Consider the following 23,439-nt stretch of genomic DNA (forward strand, 5'->3'; position numbering starts at 1 on the left):
TTAAAAATCTCTTTGTAGAAGTTTTTTAACCTTTAAGATAGTTATGATTCTATCTTCTTGTTTACCAACACCATCAATTACAGTATTATCACCGCTTGCTGTATCTGGTGCTGGTCCAATATTTGACTTTTTAATTCTTATCGCCATTGTAAGTCTATCAATTACAAATCCAGCAACATCATCCCCATCTCTCATAACGATAAATCTTGTCTCTTCGTTATGTTTTTTAGGACTAAGTCCAAATTTGAGGCGTAAATCAATAAGAGGAATAACAGCACCGCGCATATTAAACACACCAACAACATACTTCGGCACTTGTGGCACTCTAGTCCATGGAAATGGCTTGATAATTTCTTGAATAGATAAAATTGGAACAGCGTACTCTTCGTCTCCAATTACGAAACCAACTAGCTGAACAACATTATCTACGTGTTCCTGATTGGTATCTTTTTGATTTTGTTTTTTGATAATCTGTTTTAATTTATCGCTCATTTTAAAAACTCCGATCTAAAATTAATGTTTCTTTGAACTACACTCATTAAGTAATCCGCAGAGTATGGCTTAGTAATGTACTCAACCATTCCAGACTCAACACCGCGCATTCTATCAGATTTGCCAGTACGAGATGTTACCGCAATTAGAGGCAGATTTTTGTAACGGTTATATTTTTTAATCTCTATTGCTAGTGAATATCCATCCATTCTCGGCATCTCAATATCAACAAGCATCGCATCAAAATTATGATCACCCTGCTTTAAGATAGCAAGAGCTTCTTGTCCATCACCAGCTTCAACCAATGTTACTCCAAGTGGCTCAAGTGCTTTTCTCATAATAGTTCTATCAGTTTTTGAGTCATCTACTATCATTATTTTATAATCACTAGCTTTTGTTTTTTCGAGTGTTAACATTGCTGCATCAGAAGTACTATCAATAATTGCACTAGCTTTTACATGTTTTGCCATATCCATAATCGCTACAACATCAACTATAAGTGTCACACCGCCGTCTCCACGTATTGTAGCTCCTGCAATGCCTTCTATTCCTTTTAAGAACTCTCCTAAAGATTTAATAACTATCTCCTCTTGCCCAACAAGAGTATCGACTATTAATCCTAGCTTACTTGCTCCTAAACCAAGAACAACAACATAAGCATATTCACTTGAGTCTAAAATACGCTCAACTTCAAAAATATCGCCAATGTGAACAAGAGAAAGAACATCTTCACGAAGTCTCATAACAGAGCGTCCCTCAACCGTATAAACTTCATCTTTTGATATTCTTACAGTCTCTAAAACTGAAGCAAGAGGAATAGCATAGTGTTCCTCTTGAACACCAACTAAAAGTGCTTGAATAATAGCTAGAGTAAGTGGTATCTTTAACTTCATAGAAGTTCCAATACCAAGTTCGCTATCTATATCTATGATTCCGTTTACTTTTTCTATATTTGTTTTTACAACGTCCATGCCAACACCACGCCCTGAGACGTTTGTGACAACAGTCGCTGTTGAGAAGCCTGGCTTAAAGATAAGGGCAAATGCCTCTTTATCGCTCATATTATCAGCTTCTTTTTCTGTTATAAGCCCTCTTTCTAAAGATTTTCTCTTTAACATGTCAACATCAAGACCTTTTCCATCATCATCAATCTGAATAACGATTTGGTTGCCTTCATTATAAGCTTTTAACTTAATAGTACCTGTTTCACTTTTGCCTTGTTCAAGACGGATTTTAGGCATTTCAACACCATGATCACACGAATTTCTGATAATGTGAACTAAAGGGTCGCCTATCTCTTCTACAATAGATTTATCAAGTTCTGTATCTTCACCAGATATCTCAAGCTCTATTTTTTTGTTAAGTTCTCTACTTAAATCTCTAATCATTCTAGGGAATTTGTTAAATACTTTGCCAATTGGAAGCATTCTTGTTTTCATAACTGCGATTTGTAAGTCAGTCGTAACAATAGAAACAATAGAAACAACTTGGTTTAGCTCTTCTAAAAAGCTCTCACCCTCATAACGTTCTTCAACATCATCGTTTATTTTAATAAGTCTATTCTTAGCAAGAACAAGCTCTCCAATAAGGTTCATCAGATGGTCAAGCCTCTTAACATCAACACGAATAGTCTGTTCAACATTAGATTGTTTTTTCGCTGGAGAGGCAGCTCTTGCATCATCATTTGAATCAGAATCATCACCAAGAGAAGAAGGTCTTCTTGCTGGAGTAACTACTGCTGGAGCTTTTGCTACAGGCACATATTCATCTTCAGTGCCATTTGTCTCTGATGTTGCACCATCTTCATTAGTAGCTTTTTGTTCTCTTTTTATCTTGTCTTCTTCTTGTCTCTGCTTCAGAAGCCTCTCAATCTCCGCTTCCAACTCATCTGCATCCATATTATCATAATCAAGTTCATCACTCTCTTGCGTCTCAACTACAACTTCTTTTTTAACCTCTTTTGGCTCACTTTGCGTCGCCTTAGGTGTAGATATAGTTGTCTGTGGAACTTCTATATTTGTCTCTCCTTTAGCACATTTGTCAAGTCTTGAAACACAGCCAGAGACATCAATTCCGCTATCTGCACTTGTATCACGAATAGTATGCAAGAGAGCTTTCATCAAATCAATAGACTCTAAGATAACATCCATAATAGCTGGAAGAATGACAAGTTCCCCATGTCTAGCTCTGTTTAATACATCTTCCATATGGTGAGTTAAATGAGTTAAAACATCAAAATTTAAAAATGATGAAGCGCCTTTTACGGTATGTGCTACACGAAATATTCTATTTAAGAGTTCTAAATCATCTGGTCTTGTTTCTAACTCAACTAAATCCTGATCTAGCTGCTCTATAAGCTCGAAAGATTCAACTAAAAAATCTTGTAATATCTCTTGAAATTCATCCATATCTATACTCCCTACTTCATATGAGCACGAACAATACGTGCTACTTCATTATAAAATGAACTTGCTTTAAACTTAACTAGGTAAGCTTCACCGCCAGCCTCAACACCTCTATCTTCACTAAAATGATCACTAATTGAAGAGTTAAAGACGATTGGAATAGTGCTAAAACGCGCATCTTCTTTAACATTTGCCGCAAAGTGAAAGCCATCCATTCTGGGCATTTCAACGTCTGAAACTATTATCTTTAAGTTTTTTGATATTTTATCTCCATAGAGCTCATAAAGTTCATCTAACTTCTCAAGTCCCTCTTCACCATCTATCGCCTCTAGTACATCAAAGCCCATATTTACAAGTGCCTCTTTGACTATTTTTCTAGCCGTTGAGCTATCATCTAAAACAAGTGCTAAACCTGAAAAACTCTCGATTTCAGTATTGTTAAACTGAGTATCTGGCTCATAAAGACCAAGGTCTTGAACGACGCTCTCTAGGTCCAATATAAGAAGAACGTTATCGCCTTCTATCTTCGTAACTCCAGTTATTTTGCTTCCCTCAATTGATGCACTATTGCTCATAAAAGATGCGGGCTCTATATCTGACCAACTAATACGTCTAATTCTTTTTGCTTCATGAACTATAAAACCTATAAGCACATTATTAAACTCAGTAATAATAACTCTTGAATTTTTTTCCATCGCTTGGGGCTGTTTTATCTTCATCCATTTTGCGAGATTTACAACTGGAATAACAATACTCCTTAAATCAAATATACCCTCTATAAACTCTGGTGTTCCTGGAAGCTCTGTTAGTTTTGGCAACTTTATTATTTCACGAACTTTAGAGACGTTTATCCCATAAATTCCCTCATAAACTCTATCTTCTTCTTGTTTAAAGATGCGAAAATCAACAAGCTCCATCTCATTTGAGCCAACTTTCAATGAGTTGTCTATATTCATATGCTAAATCCCTTTTGAGAAAATTTTCTCTTCAAATAACTCTATATGTTGCGTTGATTTTACTATAAAGTATCTTTGATTGCAAGCAAAAGCACCAAGATTAATATATATAAAATCTCTCATTTTTATCATTTTATTTTGATGAAAATGCCCCTCAACAAAATAGTCACACCTATATTTACCCTCTAATCTTCGCAACATAAAACTCTCTAAACCAATAAATTCTTTACAATCATTTTTTTGACTTAAATATTTATCCAAACGCTTTAAAATACCATTATTTAAAAGTGTGTCAATCACTCTAAGTATTATGAGTACATAGTGATTTCTAATAATTTTTGTATAAATTTTATAACCAATCGCACCCTCTATATCCCCATGACAAAGAAGAACTCTCTTATCTTTATAGTTACATGTAAGTGGTTGAGATGAGATTGGAAAAATTTTTACATTTGGAAAAACCTCAGAGAGATTAAAATCATGATTTCCCTCAAAGTAGAGAACTTCTATCTCATTTGATATCTTATTTATCAACGCTATTGCTTCTTGATTAAATACATGTGTAGAGGGAATTTCACCAAAAAGTGAATCAAAAATATCGCCCATAAGTATTAATTGAGTTGGGCGCAATGTTTGAGAGTTAATCTCTTTTAAAAAATCTAAAAAGAGTGGACGCTCATAAGAAAAATGAGCATCTGCAACTACAAATGCGCCCTCTAATATCTCTGGCTCTTTTTGCATCTACTTAAGGCACATACGCTATATTTGGAATTCCAAGCTCTTCATCAAACCCCATCATCAAGTTTGCATTTACAACAGCAGCAGAAGATGCGCCTCTCATCAGATTGTCTATCGCACTTGAGATAAATAGTATGTTGTTCTTCTGCTTGACATAAATATCACAAAAGTTAGTTCCTGCTACGCTCTTCATATCTACTGGATTTTTACTAACTCTTACATGTTTTGCATCTTTGTAAAACTCACTCAAAATTGAAAATGCATCAAAATCACCCTCAACTTGAATATAGATAGAACTCAACATCCCACGAGTAACAGGCACTAAATGAGGAACAAAATGCACCTCATCAAAATCAACTCCAAGCTTTTGAGCAATCTCTGGTGCATGTCTGTGAAGGAGTGGATTATAAGCAAATAGATTCTCATTTACATTTACGAAATGTGTTACATCACTTAACTTTTTACCAGCTCCACTTACTCCAGTTTTTGAGTCAACAATAATTGGCGTATGCGCTACACGCTTATCCATAAATGGCAACAGACCCAAAATAGCAGAAGTTGGAAAACATCCAGGATTTGCTACAAGTTTCGCCTTTTTAATCTTTTGAGCAAATAGTTCAGGAAGCCCATATACTGCATGTAAGAGATTCTCTACATCTGTATGAGGACAGTAAAACTCTTCATAAATATCTTTAGAGAGTCTATAATCAGCCGATAAATCAACTACTTTTAACCCTTTTTCTATTAATGGTTTAACATACGCCATAGCCGCTTGATGAGGAACTGCCAAAAAGACAAGTTCGCACTTTTTTGCTAATTCATCAATATCTACTTTTACAACATTGCACTCAAAAGCACCCTTTAGTGATGGGTGCAATTCGCTTAGAGTTGCTCCTCCTTCTGTATTTGCAACATAAGAGAGGTTAAACTTTGGATGCTTGAGAAGAATTTTAATAAGTTCAAGTCCAGTATATCCACTAGCTCCGATAACGCCTACATCAATGGCACTCAAAGACTATCTCCTTATAAGTAACTTCAATTATTTCAAACTCTTTTTGACCATTTGGAAGTTGAACTTTTACATCATCGCCCTCTTCTCGTCCAAGAAGCTGTTTTGCTAAAGGAGAGTTAAACGAAATAAGCCCTATATCTGGGTTTGATTCACATCCACCTACTATTGTATATGTATATTCTATCTCGCTGATTACATCACAAACAACAACAGTTGAACCAAAGCTGACTTTAGTATGTTCAAGCTCAGTTGGATCTACTATCTTTGAAGAACCAATTAGTTCTGCTAGTTCAGCTAAACGGTTATCTAAAATCTTTTGCTGCTCTTTTGCTGCGTGATACTCAGCATTTTCTTTTAAGTCACCGTGTTCAAGTGCCTCTTCTATATCTTTAACAACACGAGGTCTCTTAACCTCTTTTATATTTTTTACTTCAGCTTGGAGTTTGTTATATCCAAACAGTGTCATTGGCTCTATTTTTTGCATAAACTATTCTCTTTCTTATATTTTCTGCAAATTATAGCAAACTTATCACTCTCATTTGCGAGAGGTCAAACTCTATCTTTTGGTTTTTGCACTCAATAGTTATTATGCATCCACTTTTGCTTATCTTTTTCGCATTTTTTATCTCTTCTAAAAGCGTTATGCTCTCTTTTGAACTCTCATCATACGCAAAAAGTGTCTCATTTTTTATAAAAAAATCTCGCCCGCCACCACAACCATCGCCTATAATGCCTCTGCATTTAAGCGGATTCTCTTTTTTTTCTTGTATCATCTTTACAGCCTCGCTGCACATTACAAGTCCAAAAGTAGCAGTTACTCCGACAAAGCTTCCTTTATCTTTTACTTGTGCTTCTTCAGAAGAAAATACAACTTTGTACTTTTTTTTAAATCCTCTTTTTCTCAACTCATAGCGGATTTTTGAACCAAACTTATCGCCATAGCTTTTAAAAATATCATCTACATGTACCTTTGTTGGGTCTAATCTTTTGGCACTTCCAAGAGAAGATATAAGCTTTTTATAGCATTTTTGAGCAAGAGCTAATTTCGCTTTTATATCATCAATAGCATCAAGAACAACGTCATACTCATCAAAGTTAAAGTTTTTTATCCACTCTTCATCTATACGAGCATTTATTATCTCTACATCTGGATAGTGTTTTTTTAGAGCTTCAACTTTTATCTCACCCTCATGCAGTTCAGACCAGAGTTGGCGATTTTGGTTACTCACATCATAAGTGTCAAAATCTACTATTGTTATATCACTCACGCCACTTCTGCATAGACAATCAAGACAGTGTCCGCCAACCCCACCAACGCCTAAGAGCAAAATTTTTGCATTTTGAAGTTTAAGAAAGTCATCTCCTAAGAGAGATTTTATGCGCTCATATCTCATTTTTTACTCTATCCACTCTTTAAGTTTATTCATACTTTTGTATGCACTCATGTCAAGCTGTATAGGAGTTATAGAGATATTTCCAGCTTCAATAGCCTCATAATCGCTAATGCCCTTAATTCCTTCTCTTGGTAAAAAATCCAGAGGATGAAGCCCTAGCCAGTAGAACTCCTCGCCTCTTGGATTTCTATGTATGTGTGAATCATTTGCATAAAATCTATATCCAGCATAAGTTACAACCATCTTTGCATCTCTATTGTCAGTAGAATCAAGGTCTGGCGGAATATTTACATTTAAAAACTCTCTTTGTGGCAGAGGAAAAGAGCCATTTTTTATCTTTATAACAAGCTCTTTTATAACCTTTTGCGCCAGAGTAAAATCGCCCTGAGGGTCACTAAAATCCATAACTTGAGAGATAGCGATAGAAGGAACGTCATGAAGAACTCCCTCCATAGCACCCGCTGCTGTTCCTGAGTATGTAATATCCTCGCCCATATTTGAGCCTCTATTTATTCCGCTGATAAGCAAATCTGGTTTTGAATCCACATATATTGTACTAAGTGCGAGATACACGCAGTCACTTGGAGTCCCATCATCAAGCTTAAAAAAGTTATCATCAACTCCAACAAAACGCAAAGGTCGTACAAGCGTTAAAGAGTGCCCACATGCTGATTTCTCACTTGCAGGCGCTACTACCATAACCTCAACATCCTCAAGTTCCTTGAGTGCTTTTACTAAAGCACGTAACCCTTTTGCTTCATAACCATCATCGTTTGTTACTAAAATTTTATATCTCAAAAAAAATCCTTAAATTTGTTAAAAAATTATTGTGTGTCGATATTCTAACATCACTTATCAAAAAATAAAATTGTACACTCTCGTTGCTCTAGTTTGTTAAAGTTGGGAACTTGGAAGTGAGAAGATATTTTTCTCCCTTTACTCTTTTTTTTAATTTAAGTTTGAATGTTTACAAAAGTTAATTTTGATACTATAACAAAATCGCTTTTTTAAGCAGCTACACTATTTTAAGAGGTGTTTTAGATGAAGATAGATGGTCGTTTTTGGCTAACGAAAGATAATGAGAGTTTTTTAGGTTCCGGCAGAATTGAACTTTTAAAGAAAATAGAAAATACTGGTTCCATAAACGCTGCTGCTAAAGAGATGAAGATGAGCTACAAAGCCGCTTGGGAGCGGATAAACTCTATGAATAAGTTAGCAGATGAGCCGCTCATCACAAGAACTACTGGAGGAAAAGGCGGAGGTGGAACAACTCTTACTCCTTATGCGTATGAACTTATAAAAACTTATGACCGCCTAAACGAAGTGCATCGCCAATTTATAGACCGTTTTGCCGAAGCTGGTGATGATGCTGAGCATCTTGCTAAAATATTAAACAGAACATTTTTAACAACAAGTGCTAGAAATCAGATTCCCTCCACCATCAATAGCATAAAGATTAATGGTTTAAACGCAGATATTGAGCTCGCAATGTTTAAAGAGTGCTCCATAACCTCTACTATTACTGAAAAATCTACAAAAAATATGCTACTTCACACCGATAGCAAAGTATATGCAATCATAAAATCAAGCGACATAAACATCTTAAATGAAGCTCCAAGCCCTAATAAAAACATAAATATTATCGAGGGAGTTATAGAGTCCATAGAGATTTCTCAAGACTCACTTGAGGTAGCATTTAGAATAAATGAGAACATACTTCTTATTGCTCTCTTAGATAAAGAGAGTGCCGCTTCACTAAAAAAAGGCGCTAAAGCTTATGCTCTTATAAATACCAACAATATAATAATAGGCTTATAGCCTACTATTAAATAAAACTTTAAGAATTATTTGATTAACATTCGTTATGTTTTTACAGACATAACGAATGTCTTTAGCACTAAGAATAGTGTTTGAAAAATTTAAAAAATTATTAAAAGAAGTGGTTGGCTATGGCTTTTACATCTACCGTTATGTCACAAAAGATACAAAACTTTTTTTGCTCTTGCACTATGCTTGGAAACAAGCAAAAGAGTATTAGGAGTTTAGATGCAATATAAAAAAGAGGCTAAATATCTACTCCTTGCAACAGTTATTTTAACTCTTATTGCGTTGTTGTCTCTTTTGTGGGGGCAGTATCAGATAGATATGAGCACATTTGCTCAGTATATAAATTACAAATTCTTCTCCAAAGGAGAAATTGACGCTCAGACGTTTGCTCTAATAGACAACATTATCTTAGAGATTCGCCTCCCTCGTGTAATTTTGGCGGTTCTCATAGGTGCTGCACTTGCAACGAGTGGAGCAGTTTTTCAAGCGATGTTTGTAAATCCTCTTGTCTCTCCCGGCATTTTAGGAGTTCTCGCTGGGGCATCTTTTGGGGCAGCTTTAGGGATGCTTATCTCTGAGCATTGGTATATTGTTCAAATTATGGCGTTTATTTTTGGGTTTATATCTGTAGGTTTTGCCGTGCTTATTGGCTCTATGGTAACCTCCTCCCGCTCAACTGTGATGCTGGTTCTTGGCGGTGTTATCAGCGGCTCTTTATTTACCTCCTTGCTCTCTATCATCAAATATGTTGCAGACCCTTACAGCACTCTTCCTGCCATAGTTTACTGGCTTATGGGTTCACTCTCTATGGCGCAGTTAGACGAGGTTTTTCTTGTAGCAATTCCTATTTTGATAAGCATTGCTGGGATGATATTTATGAGTAAATATTTTGATTTAATGAGCCTTGGCGATGAGGAGGCAAAAGCACTTGGTGTAAATGTAAAACTTATCCGCATCCTAGCTATCATCCTTGCTACACTTGCTAGTTCACTTAGTGTAGTTATGGCTGGAATTATTGGCTGGGTTGGACTTATCATTCCACACATTATCCGCATGGCATTTGGTCCTTCGCACCGCTTACTTATTCCCCTCTCAGCGATATTGGGAGGAGCTTTTTTGCTTCTTGCTGATGCCATTTCAAGGCTAGCTCTTAGTATTGAGATACCAATTGGGATACTCACTTCACTCATAGGCATTCCTATCTTCATACTAGTTTTAAAAAATGCGAGGGCGGCATGGAACTAAAACCTGTCATAGAAGTAAATAACCTTCACTTCTCATACAAAAATCACAATGTTTTATCAGGTGTGGATTTAAAACTCTACAAAGGAGAAGTCGTCTCCTTGCTTGGACCAAATGGATGTGGAAAAAGTACGCTTATCAAACTCATCTTGAAGCTTATAAAAGGCAGAGGCGAGATAGCGATAGCTAATAAAGCGCTAGAGAGTTATTCACACAAAGAGATAGCCTCACATGTAGCCTATATTCCGCAGTATAACAACACGCCTTTTAACTACTCCGTGCTTGAGATGGTGCTTATGGGAAGAGTCTCAAAGCTTGGCTTTTTCGCCATTGCTAGTGCAAATGATTATGAAGTAGCAAACAAAGCACTCCAAAAAATAGGCATCGAGCATCTTAGAGATAAAGCTTTTGGACAGCTCAGTGGCGGACAAAAACAGATGGTTTTACTTGCTCGCTCCATTGCTCAAGAGGTCAATATTTTTATCATGGATGAGCCTGTTGCAGGGCTTGATTATGGCAACCAGATAAGACTCTTAGAGCTTATTAGCGAGTTAAGTGCGCAGGGATATACATTTTTAAAAACCACGCACTACCCTGACCATGCACTTTTGATTTCAAGCCGTGTTGTCGTTATGGATGGCGGAAAAATCATAGCAGATGGTGCGCCAGCAGAGGTAATCACAAAAGAGATGATTCAAGATGTTTACTCCATAAACACAGACATTATCACACACGATTCACACAAAAGATGTGTTCCGATTTTTCAAAAAACTATATAAAAACAGAGGATTTAAAAATGGATTTACTATTTGAAGATGCAGGTTATTTTGACTTAACAACATACGGGCTTGGCATTGGCGAGAAAAAGGGTGTCATGAGCTTTGCACCAAAAGCAGAGATTGTGCTTTGTGGAGTAGATGAAGTTAGAACTATCTTAAATAATCTTGAGATACAACACACTTTTTTCAAAAAAAACGGTGAAAAAGTTATGGCTCAAGAGGTTATCTTAGAGTGCAAAGCAGAGGCTTCAAAACTTCATAAAGCGTGGAAAATCTCTCAAAATATTTTTGAGTACATGAGCGGTATCGCAACCTATACTCACAAAATGGTTACTCTAGCTAAAGAGGTAAACCCAAATATAAGCGTCTCAACTACTAGAAAAAATTTCCCTACAGCCAAAGAGTTGATGCTAAAAGCTGTCATATGCGGTGGTGGAGCGCCCCATAGAATTGGGCTTTTTGACTCTATTTTGATATTTGAACAGCATCTAAACTTCTTTAGCGATAAAGCGGAGTTAGAAAAAAGCTTCAAAAAATTAAAGTATGCCTTTATTGAGAAAAAGGTCGCCGTTGAAGTTGAGAGTTTTGAACAAGCGCTTTACTTTGCATCTCTAGGTGCTGACATACTTCAGTGCGAAAAAATGGAGTATGAAACTCTTAAAAAGTGTATAACTTTAAAAGAGCAATATCCACACCTTTTACTCTCGGCAACTGGCGGTATAAATGAGTCAAACATTGCCGAGTTTGCAAAATGCGGAGTTGATTTTATCGTTACTTCCTCACCTTACCATGCAAAACCTCTTGATATTAAAGTCACTATAAAAGAGGCACTATGAGAGTTTTAATTTTAATCTTTTTTATAGTTTTTTCTCTACATGCAAGAACTATCACCGATGATAGCGGACGAGTTGTCGTGGTTCCTGATAACATAACCAAAATTTACGCAGCTTCCCCACCTCTTAGCATGTCTCTTTTGGCATTTAATCCTGATTTGGTTGCAGGGCTTAACTCCCCGTTTAACGAGGTTCAAAAAAAGTATGTGGGAAGTGCTTATGACAAGCCTATTGTGGGCGGTTTTATGGGACAGGGAAACACTCCAAATTTTGAGATTTTAGCCAGCGTGAAGCCTGACGTTGCACTCATATGGACTAGGATGAGAGGGTACGAAAAGATATTGGCAAAACTTGAAAAACTTGGCATCCCTGTTTTACTTGTAAACAACGAATCCATCTATGACCTTATCACTCAATTTGAACTATTTGCAACACTAACAGGAGAGCGCACAAGAGCAGATGAGCTTATAGCATACACCAAAAAGAGTCTCTCTCTCGTGGAGCAACTCCAAGAGAGGCTCAAAAAGCAAGAACAGATACGCTACTACTTTGCACAAGGCTTAGATGGGCTTAGCAGTGAATGCGAAGGTTCTTTTCATCTTGAGCCGTTTAAATATGCAGGAGCTAAAAACGCACTTGATTGTAAAATGAGTTCAAACTATGGCATGGAGAAGATAGCTTTTGAGACTATTCTTTTAAGCGACCCTGATGTGATTGTTGCTATGGAGAGCGTTTTTGTAGAGGAGATTGGCAAAAATCAAAGATTTAAAAGCCTCAGAGCTATAAAAGATGCAAAACTTTTTCTCGTGCCCTCACATCCATTCAACTACATCTCAAGACCTCCCTCTTTTATGCGACTTCTTGGCATCAGATGGCTTATAGACTCTTTTTATTCATCGCTTAGAACAAAATCCTTTGAAGAAGAGAAAAAAGAGTTTGAAAAGCTCTTTTTTCCCCAGCTAAAGGAGAGTTGAAATGCTTGTTGAGAAACTTTTAGGAGTTGCCATTATCGGGGTTGACCCAGTCTTATGGATATTGCTTTTTATGAGCGTTATCTCCTTTGGAGTGATTATGGAGAGAGCACTTGTATTTGGATATGTTAAAAAAAGAGTTCATGAACTCTCTATGATAGAGGTGAGAATCTTACTTGAAAAAAGGTTGGGAGTACTTGCAACATTTGGAAATAACGCTCCTTTTATTGGACTTTTTGGAACTGTTCTTGGAATCATCAACGCTTTTCACACGCTCTCAAGGGGAAGTGAATTTGGTGTAAATGCAGTTATGGGTGGCATCTCAGAAGCGCTTGTTGCAACTGCTACTGGGCTTTTTGTGGCGATTCCAAGCGTCATAGCCTACAACTACTTTGTAAGAAAAATAAAGATGATACTTCTAGACATGGGGGCAAAAGCGTCATGAAGATGGATAATGCCTATGAAGATAGCGAAATATCGGAGATAAACATGACTCCATTTGTGGATATTGTTCTTGTTATTTTAGTTATTTTCATGGCAACGGCAACTTTTGTTGCAGAGGGCAAAATAGCTATCTCGCTTCCAAAAGCTACGCAAAATGAGCAATCACTTGAGCCGACAAAACCGATAATTATAACCATAGACAAAGAGGGAAAATTTTATTTTGAGGAGAATCTTGTAGAGATACAATCTCTTAATAATGCACTCATAAAAAATTATGATAGAGCTTCAAAGGATGGCGTTATTCTTCGCAGTGACGCAAAGACATCATTTGAGTATGTTGTAAAAGCCATCGATATCTGCAAACAAAATAGCATCTCAAAGTTTTCTATCCAGACGCAGGAGTAGTTATGATAAACAACTTTTACACTAGAGCCATAATATCAGTAGCATCCACTACTCTCTTACATGCTTCAATATTTTACACCCTAAATGAGATAGAGCCAAATATCACTCCCTCACAAAGAGTGGTGGAGATTGCATCTATTGAGAGTCTCAAAAAAGAGAAAAAAATTGCAGTAGCAGAGCAAAAACCAGAGCCCTTACCAAAGACAGTACAAGAGCCAAAACCAGTTCGAAAATTAAAACTAGAACCAGTGGTAAAAGCAGAGCCAGTAGCAAAACCAAAACATATAGTAGAGCAAAGCCCTATTCCTCTTAAAGAACCTTTGTTAGTCGCTCAAAATGAGGTAAAAAATATGGAGGTAAAAGAAGATACGAAAAATAACGCAGATATTGAGCCAACAACGCCTATAAAAACCACTCAAAAGAGCCAAGAGGCGCAAAAGGCTTCATCCATAAAAAAGGCTAATGAGATAGAGCAGTACCTCTTTAAAATAAGAGCAAAAATTCAAGAAAACCTAAGATACCCGCCTCTTGCAAGACGACTTAAAATTGAGGGAGAGAGTGTTGTTAGCTTTGATATAGCAAACAACGGGAGTGTAAATATCTCATCCATTGGGATAAAAAAGTCAAGCGGACATGAGAGTTTAGACAGACAAGCGATGCAAACCATTGAGGATGTTTCGCCTTTTGATGCTCCGCCAAAAGAGGTAATGTCTATAATATTACCAATTTCGTTCAATTTAAATAGATAAAGGAGATAAAAAATGAGTGAATTTTTAACAAAAAATGAAGAGAAAATAGAGAAGATTGTGAAGTTTCATAGATCTTTTGATGAGATGAGTCAAACTCAAAGACAAGCATGGCTCGAGGAGATGGGAGATATAAATATTGAGCATTTTTTTAAAGCAAATCAGAGAGTTTTTGATGAAGATGGCCCTAGAGAGCGAAGCATCCCAAGAAGAGATTTCTTTTTGGATGTGATTAAAAACAGGGTAAAATCAGACCCTCTTTTACAGCCAAAAGGACACCCTGTAACGAACTATCTGCAAGAAAATATCCACATAAGAAAACTTTGCGAGAAGATAACAGATACTTTTTGCGTAGAGGAGATAGCAAGTTATGATGCAGCGCTCAATCTTTTGTATGAACTCTCTAAAATTCATACACACTACTTAAGAAAAGAGGATCAACTATTTCCATACTTAGAAAAACACAACTTTACTTATCCAAGTACAGGAATGTGGAAATTCCAAGATGAGATAAGAGCAAACTTAAAAATGGTTATAAAAGCATTTGAGAAAAATGAGCTAAATAAAGAGATGCAGACTCTTATGCGTGACGTTGTAAAAGATATTTTTGACATGACAACCAGAGAAGAGAAGATGCTACTTCCAACATCTGTAAAACTGCTCTCAAATGAGGAGTGGATAAAGATGAGAAAAGAGGAGCAAGAGATAGGTTATGTCTTCATTCAAAGCCCTCCAATGTGGCCAGAAGATGAGAGCCATAAGCCAGATATGGCATCATCTCTTGGCTCAATATTTCTCCAAGAGGGTTCTCTCTCGCAAGAGCAGTTAAATCTCTTCTTTAGTCATCTGCCTTTTGATGTAACTTTTGTAGATGAGAATGATAGAGTGGCATTTTTCAACAAAGGAAGTGAGAGAACTTTTTTAAGAAGCGCTGGTGTAATAGGCAGAGAAGTAAAGTTTTGCCACCCTCCAAAGAGTGTTGATGCAGTTTTAAAAATATTAGAAGCTTTTAAGGCAGGAACTAAAGAGAGTGCTGAGTTTTGGATAACTTTTGGTGGAAGATTGATTCACATCAGATACTTTGCACTTAGAGATAGTGAGAAAAACTATAAAGGCGTAGTTGAGATAACGCAAGATATTACCGACATAAAAAATATTGAGGGCGAGAGACGCCTTCTGGATTGGGAATAGAGATATATTTTTATATATCGTTATGTGAAAAAAGATATAACATAAAAAAGGGGTTAATAGAATGGTTAAAGATAAAAATATAGAAAACAAAGAGCATAAAGGCGGATCAAATCCTCAAAGTTTTGACCGCATCGTGCGTGAGGTGTTTGCTCCAATCTATCCTGTAATAGCGCAGCAGATAAAAGAAAAAACTGGAGTGACATATGGCAGATGTTTTGATGCAGGGTGCGGCACGGGAGCACTTGGACGGGCCATGGCAAGTATTACGGATTTACATGTAACTTTTTTTGACCAGTCGCCTGAGATGCTCTTGCTCGCTAAAGATTATGCAAAGAGTGAAAATATTTTAGAAAAAAGTGATTTTTTAAACGGCGACATCCATAACATAGGTATAAAAGATGAGAGCATGGACATAGTCATAAGCCGTGGCTCTTCGCCGTTTTGGGATGATTGGCAAAGAGCTTATAGCGAAATACTAAGAATCTTAAAAGTCGGCGGACACGCTTACATAGGCGGAGGATTTGGCACAAAAGAGCTAAGGGAGCAGATAACCGCTCACATGAGCAAAGAGAAACCCGACTGGAGAGACTCTTTTAAAGAGCGAGTAAAAATGGAGCGAGAAGCCCTGCCACAGATACTAAACTCACTAAACCCAACACAACACACCATCATAGACGATGAGAGCGGTTGGTGGGTTTTTATAACGAAATAAAAGGAGATTAAAAAATGAAAAGTAAAATAAAACTAAGTCTTTGCCTTGTTGCAATGTTATCTACATGTAGCGTTTACGCGCAGAGCAATTATAAGCTGGAAAAAGTTAGTGTGAGAGAGAGCCAAACTCCAAGAACACTCTCTCAAAACGAGGCATTTAGCGCACCTGAGACTTCAAAGCTAACAATTGATACGCTAAGTGAGGAGGAGATAAAGATAGCCAATCCTAAAAATATATTTGAAGCTATCAACCAAACAGCAGGGGCAAATGTTCAATTTCAAGGGCGAAAAAACTCTGCCATCATAACATTTAGAGGAAGCTCAAATATATATAGTGCTGCCGCATTTGGAGTAATTTTAGACGGTGCCCTGCTCTCGCCCATGTCCTCTTTGAGAATCCTTGAATCCCTAAGCGTTGATATTGTAGAGTCAATTGAGGTCATAAGAGATGCCAGTGCATTAACGCTTGGACCAATTGCTGGTTTTGGAACTCCAAATGGTGCTCCTACTCTAGGTTTTATCGTGATAAAAACAAAACTCCCACAAGACAATGGCGGCGCTGCAAAATTTTCTTATGAGAGTTTTGATACTAAAAAAGCAGATTTAAGCTATGGAGGCATTCATGATAAAATCTTTTATTTAGCAAGCATAAACGGCTTGTTCACTGATGGAAGAGATGATTATAACACCGCTGAAGATAGAGGTTCGCTGTTTTTAAGAAGCGGATATGTTGGTGATGATTTCACGGCTACGCTGAGTGCCTACTACTCAAACGCAGATAAAGAGACGCAAAGAGCAACAAACAGCAACAGCATGGTTAGCGATTCTCGTTGGAAATATGAGCCAACAGAGAATGAATTTGTCTCGGCTATCTTTGAAAAAGATTTCAGTGCCAACAACAGAACTACCCTACAACTCTCCCACTCTAAAACTCTCTGGAGTCAAGATTTTGATAGAACAAACCCATCCAAGGTAGCTGGTTTATATTTTAAAGGGACGCAAACCACGGACTCTATCGACTTACGACATGCAACAAAATTAGACAACACTATAGTAAAAATCGGTGCGCAAGCGCTCTATTATGATGCGCCAAATGGAGAGCTCTTTTATGAGGGATTTCAAAGGAAAGAGCAGATTTACGGTGCTTTTATACATGCTTCTCATGCCTTTTTGGATAATAAACTAATAGTTGATGAGTCCATAAGAGTTGATAAAAAACATACCGATTCCTCTGTTGAGAGGTATGACCCTAACTCAGTACTAGCAAGAAGCGTTACAAAACTCAACAACCAAAAACTCTCCATAATTGAAGATAAATGGGCAAAAGCTTCTATGGCTTTTTCACTTGGCGCTCTTTATAAATTTAGCGACACTCTAGAAGCTAGTGCAAGGTTTGCATATCTAACAGCAGGGAGTACCGATGATGCCATGAGTGCAGATGGCTCTGCTATGAAAGATGAAGAGAATTACAGATATGAGTTAGGGATAAAAAAAGTAGTAAATCAATACTTTAACCCTACGCTAAATCTCTTTATGTATGACAATAAAAACATAAAATCGCCCCTGTATTTTGGAACAAATGCAAATCCATACATAGTATTTAACCAGATAAATCAAAACAGATATGGAGGAGAGTTTGGCTTTGATGGTAGAGCAGACTCACTCTACTACTCATTTAGCTACGCTTATGCAACTGCTGATGCGAAAAAAAATGAGATACCAAAACACAATATCTCTGCTCTGATGCAAAAGAAAATCGGAGATTATGCTCTTAATATCTCTGGTAAATACCTAAGTACTTATGAGTCTAACTTTTTTACGATTGATAAAAAGTACCATGATGTAGGCGATTTTATCTCCATCAATCTCTCTGTAGATTACAACCACAAACTATTTCAAAATGATGCAAAACTCTCACTCTATAGCAGAAATCTACTTGATGAGAACTACATGACTATCTTTGGATTTGAAGACCAAGGAAGAGTAATAGGCGCATCTTATGAGTTTAAGTTTTAGAGATTTTTAAGAGAAGGAGATAACTACATCCAAAGAGTCGCTAAATATTTAGCCAACAGATAAAACCAAAAATATAAGGAAAAAAGATGAAAACAAGTGCAAGAAATGAGTTAAGTGGAACTGTAACGGAGTTAAAGAGTGGTGGGGTGATGAGTGAAGTTGCTGTAAAAATATCTGATGATATAACTATTTGTGCGACTATCACAAATGATGCAAGAGATGCGCTAGAGCTTAAAATAGGCACTAGAGCATCTGCGCTTATAAAATCTTCGCTAGTTATCCTAAGTAAAGAGAAACTTAGAGCGACGGCTAGAAATAATATCTTAACAAAAGTTACAGAAGTTATTAAAGGTGCTGTAAATAGCGAGATAAAACTATCAGTCGGTGAAAAATCACTTTGTGCAATAGTGACAAACGATGCAGTTGCAGACTTGAAAATAGCCGTTGGTGATGAAGTTTATGCGATATTTAAAGCTTCAAGCGTAATTTTAGTAGCTTGAAACAGATTTAAAAAAGGAATAAGAGATGAAAAAAAGTGTAATTGGTATATCTATAGCGACATCTATGCTCCTAGCGGAGAGTTTTACGCTTGGGCAAGTGAGTGTGTTTGAAAATATTAAAGATATAAATCTATTTGAGCAGAGTATCTCATCTGAAGTGATTTCACAAAACAGCTCAGATACGGTCTCAGAAGCACTAGATAATATTAGCGGTGTAACCCAAGATACTCAAGGTGCTCGCACTGAATCAACACTGCACATAAGAGGTTTTGATGCAAAAAGAGTTGGAGTTTTTATAGATGGTATTCCTGTTTATGTTCCTTATGATGGAAACTTTGATTATGCACGATTTTTAACAACAGACATTGCCTCTATTGATGTATCAAAAGGGTACTCCTCTGTAGTTTATGGAGGAGCAAATATGGGAGGTGTTGTAAATATCGTCTCAAAAAAGCCTACAAAAGAGTTTGAGGGGAGTGTTAAAGGCAAGATTGTCTTAGATTCAGATGGCAAAATGGCAAGACATGTAGAGAGCCTAAACGCTGGTTCAAGACAAAATAACTTTTACGTGCAGCTAGGTGCTAGCTATAGCAAACAAGACCATTTTAGGCTTAGTGATGATTATGAAGCATCCCCAACGCAACCAGAAGGAGACAGACTTCGCTCTGAGGCAGAGGATAAAAAAGTAAGCTTAAAAGCTGGATATGTAGCAGATGATGGTAGCGAGATCGCTATCTCTTATGCTAATCAACAAGGAGAAAAACAGCAGCCACCAGTGACAGATACGACTTTTGCAAAAAACAAAGATTGGGATTGGCCATATTGGGATAAAGAGACTATCTCCATTACAGGGCAAAAAAACTTCAATTCAAGTTATGTAAAAGCCTTGGCATATTTTGATAAAAGCAAAAATTCAATTTACTCTTACGATAACGCTACTTTTAGCGCTATAACAAAAAACTGGGCGTTTAAAAGCCGATATGATGATTATAGTTACGGAGCCCGTTTAGAATATGGGGTTGAACTTGGAGATAACTTCCTAAAAGCAGCAGCAAGCTACAAAAAAGATGTACACCGCGCTTACGATAAAAACAAAACAACAGATGTTGAATCTTTAGTTGAGAGATATGAAGACAACACCATCTCTCTTGGCTTGGAGGATGTTTACTCAATCACATCAAAGCTTGAATTTCTAGCGGGTGTGAGTTATGACAGAAAAGAAGCAGATGAGATTTATGACACAAACACCGCTTATCTGAATATGTTAGCTCTTGAAGTAGAGGACTCTTTTGCACCTCAAGCTGCTCTAATCTACTCACTTGATGAGAGTTCAAAAGTAAAGGTGAGCATCTCAAGAAAAACATATATGCCAACCATGAAAGATAGATACTCAAGAAAATTCAACTCTTATGTGCCAAATGTAGAGCTTAAAAATGAGGCAGCTACAAACTATGAGCTTAGTTATCTAAAAAAATATGACGCGCTAACATCAAGAGTAAATCTATTTTTTACAAGAGTTGAAGATGCAATTCAAAGTGTAGTTTTTGCTTCAAATCCTGCATACAATCAAAACAAAAATGTAGGAACATTCGAGCACAGAGGCGTTGAACTGGAGCTAAATTACAAAACTGATACTCTTGAAGTTGGAGGGAACTACACATATATAAGTGTTAAAAGCAGAGGCGACAACGGTGTAGAAATCATAGATGTACCAAAACATCAACTCTTTACTTTTGCACAAATAGAGGTGGCAAAATATGTATCGCTGTATGCCAACATGAAGTTTAGAGATGGCGCTTACGAAAACAAACTAAATGGCACTTATGTAACAAATCCAAATTTTACAACATTTGATTTAAAAGTGATTTATGAGCCAACAAAAGCCATCACAGCAGAGATTGGTGTAAAAAATTTGACAGACGAACTTGTAAGATATGACATGGCATATCCAATGGCAGGGCGAGAATATTTTGCTACAATGAACTATAAATTTTAAAGGATAAAAATGTTTCTAGACCCTATAGATTTTGCTTCGATGTATAAAAAACATAAAAGCAGTACTATTTTTAAAGGTAAAAAGAGTGAAGATTGGGACAAAAAATCAAAAGAGATGGCTCCTAGAATGCAGAAGTCATCTTATGTTGAGGATTTTATATCAAGAATGGATATATCTGAAGATGATACTGTTTTAGACATTGGCTGTGGTCCAGGGACTTTAGCCATTCCTCTTGCCAAAATGGTAAAAGAGGTTGTAGCTATTGATTTTTCAGCTCAGATGCTACAGGAGCTTCAGGCTTACGCAAAAAGAGAGGGGATTACAAATATCAAGACCCATCTTATAGGCTGGGATGATGACTGGAGTCATTTGCCACAAGTTGATATCGCTGTTGCATCAAGAAGTATGGAAGTAATAGATATTGAAAAAGCATTGCAAAAAATGAGTTCTCAAGCGAAAAAAGCCTCTTACTTGACATATAAAACTGGCGGAAGTTTTGTAGATATGGAAATTTTAGATTTTATAGGTAAAAAAATTATCACTAAACCAGATTTTTGGTATATACCTCTGCTGCTCTACAAAGATGGTTATTTTCCTTATATCGACTATATTCCAACAAAAGATGGAAGTGTTAAATACTCAAGCGCTGAGGAGTTTGTAACATCTCTTATCTGGAGCATTGGCTCTTTGGATGAGATTCAACAGCAAAAGGCAAGAGAGTACTATAAGTTACATGTAAAAGAGAACAACGCACCAAAACCTTCTATGTGGGCATTTATAGCATGGAGCAGCCATAAACAAGAGATGATTGGGTGCAAACTCAGTTCATATAACTAAAAATATTTTACTATTTGCCGATTTGTAAACAAATTTAGGAGTTTTATATGAACACTTCATACTCACTTAACGCTTACAAATCTCATGATTTAAATATATCGATGAAAACATCTAGTGGCGATGTCATAAAGATGGATTTTGCAAATGAGAGTTCATTCTCCATGAACTCTCAAAAAAATTCGCAAGGCTCAAAAGATGAGCTTAGTTTCTCTTCAATGCAATCTTTTAACTACTCTATAAAATCTAACGGCATAGATGAGCAGGACAAAAAGGAGATTGAAGCTTTTATGAAAATAGCTCAACCTTACATAGATAGCTTTTTAGAGGAGTTAAGCGCTGAAGCGCCCTCTTCTCCTGTTACAAAGTTGGCACATGATATAGCCTCTATATTTGAGCCAAATAAAGCAAGAGATGAAAACAGTAAAAACTACATCAAAACAAATATAGTAGAGATGTTTGACAACTCCCTACAAAAATTAAAACTACCACAAGATTCACAAACAGCAGATGCTAATGAGATGATGGAGAAGATTTTTGAAAATGCAAAAAATCTTTTAGAAAAAACGCTCCAAGAGTTTAATGAGTTCAATAAAAAAATATACGCTTAAGAGAGTAAAAATCCCTACACTTTATTCATTAAAATTTCTTTTATGCTCTTTAGTTTAAGTAACAATACTTTTTATATAAGAGCACTACTCCTTTTAAAACTTAACACTTACTTAACAATTATTTTGTAAGATTATACATATCATAAGAATAGGAGATATAAAAATGAGTAAGTTTATTATGAGTTTTTTAGTGCTTGGCACTATGTTGTTCGGAGCTACGAGTGAGGAAAAACCTCAAAATAAAGAGATGGAGATGTTTCAAAGTGTGCCGATGCAAAAGGCTACAATTCTTCAAAATGGCGAAACCAAGATGTATTGCCCTACATGTGGTATGACACTTCCTATGTTTTACAAAACAAATCATGCGGCAACACATGGTGATCATACAGAGCAGTATTGCTCACTTCACTGTTTAGTTGAGACAAACGCAGAAAATAACAACTCTCTAAAAGATATCAAAGTTGTAGATACTAAGAGTCTAAAATTTATAGATGCAAAAAGCGCTCACTATGTAGTTGGAAGTAGCAAAAAAGGTACTATGAGCATGGTGAGTAAATATGCGTTTGAAAAAGCAGAGGATGCAAAAGCGTTTATATCTGAGTTTGGCGGAGAGCTCATGAATTTTGAACAAACTTATAAAGTTGCATCTATGGCTCTTGAGGGTGAGATGAAAATGATAGCTCAAAAACAAGCTGACATGGCTAAAAATGGCGAGATGTTATATAATAAAATGTGCAAAAAAACAGATAAAAAATTTAGCTCAACAGCAGAGGCTAAAGCTTTTATAATGTCGGAGAACCTTTGTGAAGAGATGAAGGGTGTACAACTCCAAGCAGTCGGAATTTACTTACACCAAAGATAGATATTTACAACCTGACTTTAGAAGTAAAACGCAAACAGTTTGCACCTATGAACTGCAAACTTTAACTAAAGAGTTCACTAATGGTGAGCTCTTTGAAAAGCTCTCTAAAAATCTGAAAAATTCAATAAAAAACTATATGCTTCAATTTTTACTACAATTAAAGTATTTTTAAGAATTATTAGCTTATTATTCGTTATATCAATAAAGACATAAAGAATAAAAGATAGTTAAATAACTCTTCAAAAGATAGCAAATTATTAACTTTGCTATCTTTTGAGGCGTTTGCGCCTCAAAAATCTAGTGAAATTTTTTAATGTTTTGTATGCAATGATAAAAAAAGCTCTCCTCTCTTTAATCTCTTGTTATTTGCCCAAAACAAGCCTAGATACAGAGCAGACGAAAGATTTCACTAGAATAGAATCAACAAATAAACTACATGTAACTTGTAAATTCAAAATCAGCTACAAAAAAATT

24 protein-coding genes are annotated in these 23,439 nt (G+C 36.4%); 16 read left to right on the forward strand and 8 right to left on the reverse strand.

Features of this window, described 5'->3' with window-relative positions; genetic code table 11:
- The 8 genes from SUDEN_RS07975 to surE are packed head-to-tail and all read right to left on the reverse strand — an operon-like array spanning position 1 to position 7,795.
- Complete coding sequence (locus SUDEN_RS07975) at positions 1 to 492, reverse strand: chemotaxis protein CheW (protein ID WP_011373158.1); 492 nt, start codon at positions 490 to 492, stop codon at positions 1 to 3.
- Positions 489 to 2,900 carry a hybrid sensor histidine kinase/response regulator gene (locus SUDEN_RS07980; RefSeq protein WP_011373159.1) on the reverse strand — a complete coding sequence of 804 codons (2,412 nt, stop codon included), beginning with the start codon at positions 2,898 to 2,900 and terminating at the stop codon, positions 489 to 491. The genes SUDEN_RS07975 and SUDEN_RS07980 overlap by 4 nt, the downstream gene beginning before the upstream one ends.
- Before the next feature lie 11 nt (positions 2,901 to 2,911).
- Entirely contained in the window at positions 2,912 to 3,853 is a 942-nt protein-coding gene (locus SUDEN_RS07985) for a chemotaxis protein (protein ID WP_011373160.1), read from the reverse strand.
- 3 nt (positions 3,854 to 3,856) lie between these two features.
- Positions 3,857 to 4,594, reverse strand: coding sequence for a UDP-2,3-diacylglucosamine diphosphatase (locus SUDEN_RS07990; RefSeq protein ID WP_011373161.1), 738 nt, complete (start codon positions 4,592 to 4,594; stop codon positions 3,857 to 3,859).
- A gap of 4 nt (positions 4,595 to 4,598) precedes the next feature.
- A complete protein-coding gene (gene argC / locus SUDEN_RS07995; RefSeq protein WP_011373162.1) occupies positions 4,599 to 5,603 on the reverse strand; it encodes an N-acetyl-gamma-glutamyl-phosphate reductase in 1,005 nt (334 codons plus the stop codon).
- Positions 5,590 to 6,087: a transcription elongation factor GreA gene (greA, locus tag SUDEN_RS08000; protein WP_011373163.1), complete on the reverse strand. Its 498-nt coding sequence runs from the start codon at positions 6,085 to 6,087 to the stop codon at positions 5,590 to 5,592. The genes argC and greA overlap by 14 nt, the downstream gene beginning before the upstream one ends.
- 31 nt (positions 6,088 to 6,118) lie before the next feature.
- A complete protein-coding gene (locus SUDEN_RS08005) occupies positions 6,119 to 6,997 on the reverse strand; it encodes a tRNA threonylcarbamoyladenosine dehydratase (protein WP_011373164.1) in 879 nt (292 codons plus the stop codon).
- A gap of 3 nt (positions 6,998 to 7,000) precedes the next feature.
- Positions 7,001 to 7,795: a 5'/3'-nucleotidase SurE gene (surE, locus tag SUDEN_RS08010; RefSeq protein ID WP_011373165.1), complete on the reverse strand. Its 795-nt coding sequence runs from the start codon at positions 7,793 to 7,795 to the stop codon at positions 7,001 to 7,003.
- A gap of 243 nt (positions 7,796 to 8,038) precedes the next feature.
- Here surE and SUDEN_RS08015 point away from each other — a divergent pair, with 243 nt between their 5' ends.
- The 16 genes from SUDEN_RS08015 to SUDEN_RS08090 all read left to right on the forward strand — a co-directional run bounded on the left by SUDEN_RS08015 (position 8,039) and on the right by SUDEN_RS08090 (position 22,965).
- The gene (locus SUDEN_RS08015) at positions 8,039 to 8,815 is read left to right on the forward strand and encodes a TOBE domain-containing protein (protein WP_011373166.1); all 777 of its coding nucleotides are present in this window, start codon (positions 8,039 to 8,041) and stop codon (positions 8,813 to 8,815) included.
- A 228-nt stretch (positions 8,816 to 9,043) separates the two neighbouring features.
- Positions 9,044 to 10,069: a FecCD family ABC transporter permease gene (locus tag SUDEN_RS08020; RefSeq protein ID WP_011373167.1), complete on the forward strand. Its 1,026-nt coding sequence runs from the start codon at positions 9,044 to 9,046 to the stop codon at positions 10,067 to 10,069.
- Positions 10,060 to 10,845: an ABC transporter ATP-binding protein gene (locus tag SUDEN_RS08025; protein ID WP_011373168.1), complete on the forward strand. Its 786-nt coding sequence runs from the start codon at positions 10,060 to 10,062 to the stop codon at positions 10,843 to 10,845. Before SUDEN_RS08020 ends, SUDEN_RS08025 begins: the two co-directional genes overlap by 10 nt.
- Positions 10,846 to 10,862: 17 nt before the next feature.
- Positions 10,863 to 11,681 carry a ModD protein gene (modD, locus tag SUDEN_RS08030; protein ID WP_041672287.1) on the forward strand — a complete coding sequence of 273 codons (819 nt, stop codon included), beginning with the start codon at positions 10,863 to 10,865 and terminating at the stop codon, positions 11,679 to 11,681.
- Positions 11,678 to 12,652, forward strand: a complete 975-nt coding sequence (locus SUDEN_RS08035; protein WP_011373170.1) for an ABC transporter substrate-binding protein — start codon at positions 11,678 to 11,680, stop codon at positions 12,650 to 12,652. The genes modD and SUDEN_RS08035 overlap by 4 nt, the downstream gene beginning before the upstream one ends.
- Before the next feature lies 1 nt (position 12,653).
- The gene (locus SUDEN_RS08040) at positions 12,654 to 13,094 is read left to right on the forward strand and encodes a MotA/TolQ/ExbB proton channel family protein (RefSeq protein WP_011373171.1); all 441 of its coding nucleotides are present in this window, start codon (positions 12,654 to 12,656) and stop codon (positions 13,092 to 13,094) included.
- Complete coding sequence (locus tag SUDEN_RS08045; protein WP_011373172.1) at positions 13,091 to 13,498, forward strand: ExbD/TolR family protein; 408 nt, start codon at positions 13,091 to 13,093, stop codon at positions 13,496 to 13,498. Before SUDEN_RS08040 ends, SUDEN_RS08045 begins: the two co-directional genes overlap by 4 nt.
- A gap of 2 nt (positions 13,499 to 13,500) precedes the next feature.
- On the forward strand, positions 13,501 to 14,247 hold the full coding sequence (locus SUDEN_RS08050) for a TonB family protein (protein WP_011373173.1): 747 nt from the start codon (positions 13,501 to 13,503) through the stop codon (positions 14,245 to 14,247).
- A gap of 12 nt (positions 14,248 to 14,259) precedes the next feature.
- Entirely contained in the window at positions 14,260 to 15,435 is a 1,176-nt protein-coding gene (locus tag SUDEN_RS08055) for a DUF438 domain-containing protein (RefSeq protein ID WP_011373174.1), read from the forward strand.
- Between the two features lie 61 nt (positions 15,436 to 15,496).
- On the forward strand, positions 15,497 to 16,147 hold the full coding sequence (locus tag SUDEN_RS08060; protein WP_011373175.1) for a class I SAM-dependent methyltransferase: 651 nt from the start codon (positions 15,497 to 15,499) through the stop codon (positions 16,145 to 16,147).
- Between the two features lie 14 nt (positions 16,148 to 16,161).
- On the forward strand, positions 16,162 to 18,162 hold the full coding sequence (locus tag SUDEN_RS08065) for a TonB-dependent receptor (RefSeq protein ID WP_011373176.1): 2,001 nt from the start codon (positions 16,162 to 16,164) through the stop codon (positions 18,160 to 18,162).
- 86 nt (positions 18,163 to 18,248) lie between these two features.
- On the forward strand, positions 18,249 to 18,662 hold the full coding sequence (locus tag SUDEN_RS08070; protein WP_011373177.1) for a TOBE domain-containing protein: 414 nt from the start codon (positions 18,249 to 18,251) through the stop codon (positions 18,660 to 18,662).
- 25 nt (positions 18,663 to 18,687) lie between these two features.
- A complete protein-coding gene (locus SUDEN_RS08075) occupies positions 18,688 to 20,658 on the forward strand; it encodes a TonB-dependent receptor plug domain-containing protein (protein ID WP_011373178.1) in 1,971 nt (656 codons plus the stop codon).
- 9 nt (positions 20,659 to 20,667) lie between these two features.
- On the forward strand, positions 20,668 to 21,495 hold the full coding sequence (locus tag SUDEN_RS08080) for a class I SAM-dependent methyltransferase (RefSeq protein ID WP_011373179.1): 828 nt from the start codon (positions 20,668 to 20,670) through the stop codon (positions 21,493 to 21,495).
- Positions 21,496 to 21,542: 47 nt separating this feature from the next.
- Positions 21,543 to 22,103: a hypothetical protein gene (locus SUDEN_RS08085; RefSeq protein WP_011373180.1), complete on the forward strand. Its 561-nt coding sequence runs from the start codon at positions 21,543 to 21,545 to the stop codon at positions 22,101 to 22,103.
- A gap of 163 nt (positions 22,104 to 22,266) precedes the next feature.
- Complete coding sequence (locus tag SUDEN_RS08090; protein ID WP_011373181.1) at positions 22,267 to 22,965, forward strand: nitrous oxide reductase accessory protein NosL; 699 nt, start codon at positions 22,267 to 22,269, stop codon at positions 22,963 to 22,965.
- Positions 22,966 to 23,439 lie beyond the last annotated feature (474 nt).

Source organism: Sulfurimonas denitrificans DSM 1251 (assembly GCF_000012965.1).
In the GTDB taxonomy this organism is placed as follows: Bacteria; Campylobacterota; Campylobacteria; order Campylobacterales; family Sulfurimonadaceae; genus Sulfurimonas; species Sulfurimonas denitrificans.

Excerpts from the sequence above, each read along its gene's own strand:
- SUDEN_RS07975 (WP_011373158.1), bottom strand. The coding sequence starts at position 492 with ATGAGCGATAAATTAAAACAGATTATCAAAAAACAAAATCAAAAAGAT.
- SUDEN_RS07980 (WP_011373159.1), bottom strand. The coding sequence starts at position 2,900 with ATGGATGAATTTCAAGAGATATTACAAGATTTTTTAGTTGAATCTTTC.
- SUDEN_RS07985 (WP_011373160.1), bottom strand. The coding sequence starts at position 3,853 with ATGAATATAGACAACTCATTGAAAGTTGGCTCAAATGAGATGGAGCTT.
- SUDEN_RS07990 (WP_011373161.1), bottom strand. The coding sequence starts at position 4,594 with ATGCAAAAAGAGCCAGAGATATTAGAGGGCGCATTTGTAGTTGCAGAT.
- greA (WP_011373163.1), bottom strand. The coding sequence starts at position 6,087 with ATGCAAAAAATAGAGCCAATGACACTGTTTGGATATAACAAACTCCAA.
- SUDEN_RS08005 (WP_011373164.1), bottom strand. The coding sequence starts at position 6,997 with ATGAGATATGAGCGCATAAAATCTCTCTTAGGAGATGACTTTCTTAAA.
- SUDEN_RS08015 (WP_011373166.1), top strand. The coding sequence starts at position 8,039 with ATGAAGATAGATGGTCGTTTTTGGCTAACGAAAGATAATGAGAGTTTT.
- SUDEN_RS08020 (WP_011373167.1), top strand. The coding sequence starts at position 9,044 with ATGCAATATAAAAAAGAGGCTAAATATCTACTCCTTGCAACAGTTATT.
- SUDEN_RS08025 (WP_011373168.1), top strand. The coding sequence starts at position 10,060 with ATGGAACTAAAACCTGTCATAGAAGTAAATAACCTTCACTTCTCATAC.
- modD (WP_041672287.1), top strand. The coding sequence starts at position 10,863 with ATGGATTTACTATTTGAAGATGCAGGTTATTTTGACTTAACAACATAC.
- SUDEN_RS08035 (WP_011373170.1), top strand. The coding sequence starts at position 11,678 with ATGAGAGTTTTAATTTTAATCTTTTTTATAGTTTTTTCTCTACATGCA.
- SUDEN_RS08040 (WP_011373171.1), top strand. The coding sequence starts at position 12,654 with ATGCTTGTTGAGAAACTTTTAGGAGTTGCCATTATCGGGGTTGACCCA.
- SUDEN_RS08045 (WP_011373172.1), top strand. The coding sequence starts at position 13,091 with ATGAAGATGGATAATGCCTATGAAGATAGCGAAATATCGGAGATAAAC.
- SUDEN_RS08050 (WP_011373173.1), top strand. The coding sequence starts at position 13,501 with ATGATAAACAACTTTTACACTAGAGCCATAATATCAGTAGCATCCACT.
- SUDEN_RS08055 (WP_011373174.1), top strand. The coding sequence starts at position 14,260 with ATGAGTGAATTTTTAACAAAAAATGAAGAGAAAATAGAGAAGATTGTG.
- SUDEN_RS08060 (WP_011373175.1), top strand. The coding sequence starts at position 15,497 with ATGGTTAAAGATAAAAATATAGAAAACAAAGAGCATAAAGGCGGATCA.
- SUDEN_RS08065 (WP_011373176.1), top strand. The coding sequence starts at position 16,162 with ATGAAAAGTAAAATAAAACTAAGTCTTTGCCTTGTTGCAATGTTATCT.
- SUDEN_RS08070 (WP_011373177.1), top strand. The coding sequence starts at position 18,249 with ATGAAAACAAGTGCAAGAAATGAGTTAAGTGGAACTGTAACGGAGTTA.
- SUDEN_RS08075 (WP_011373178.1), top strand. The coding sequence starts at position 18,688 with ATGAAAAAAAGTGTAATTGGTATATCTATAGCGACATCTATGCTCCTA.
- SUDEN_RS08080 (WP_011373179.1), top strand. The coding sequence starts at position 20,668 with ATGTTTCTAGACCCTATAGATTTTGCTTCGATGTATAAAAAACATAAA.
- SUDEN_RS08085 (WP_011373180.1), top strand. The coding sequence starts at position 21,543 with ATGAACACTTCATACTCACTTAACGCTTACAAATCTCATGATTTAAAT.
- SUDEN_RS08090 (WP_011373181.1), top strand. The coding sequence starts at position 22,267 with ATGAGTAAGTTTATTATGAGTTTTTTAGTGCTTGGCACTATGTTGTTC.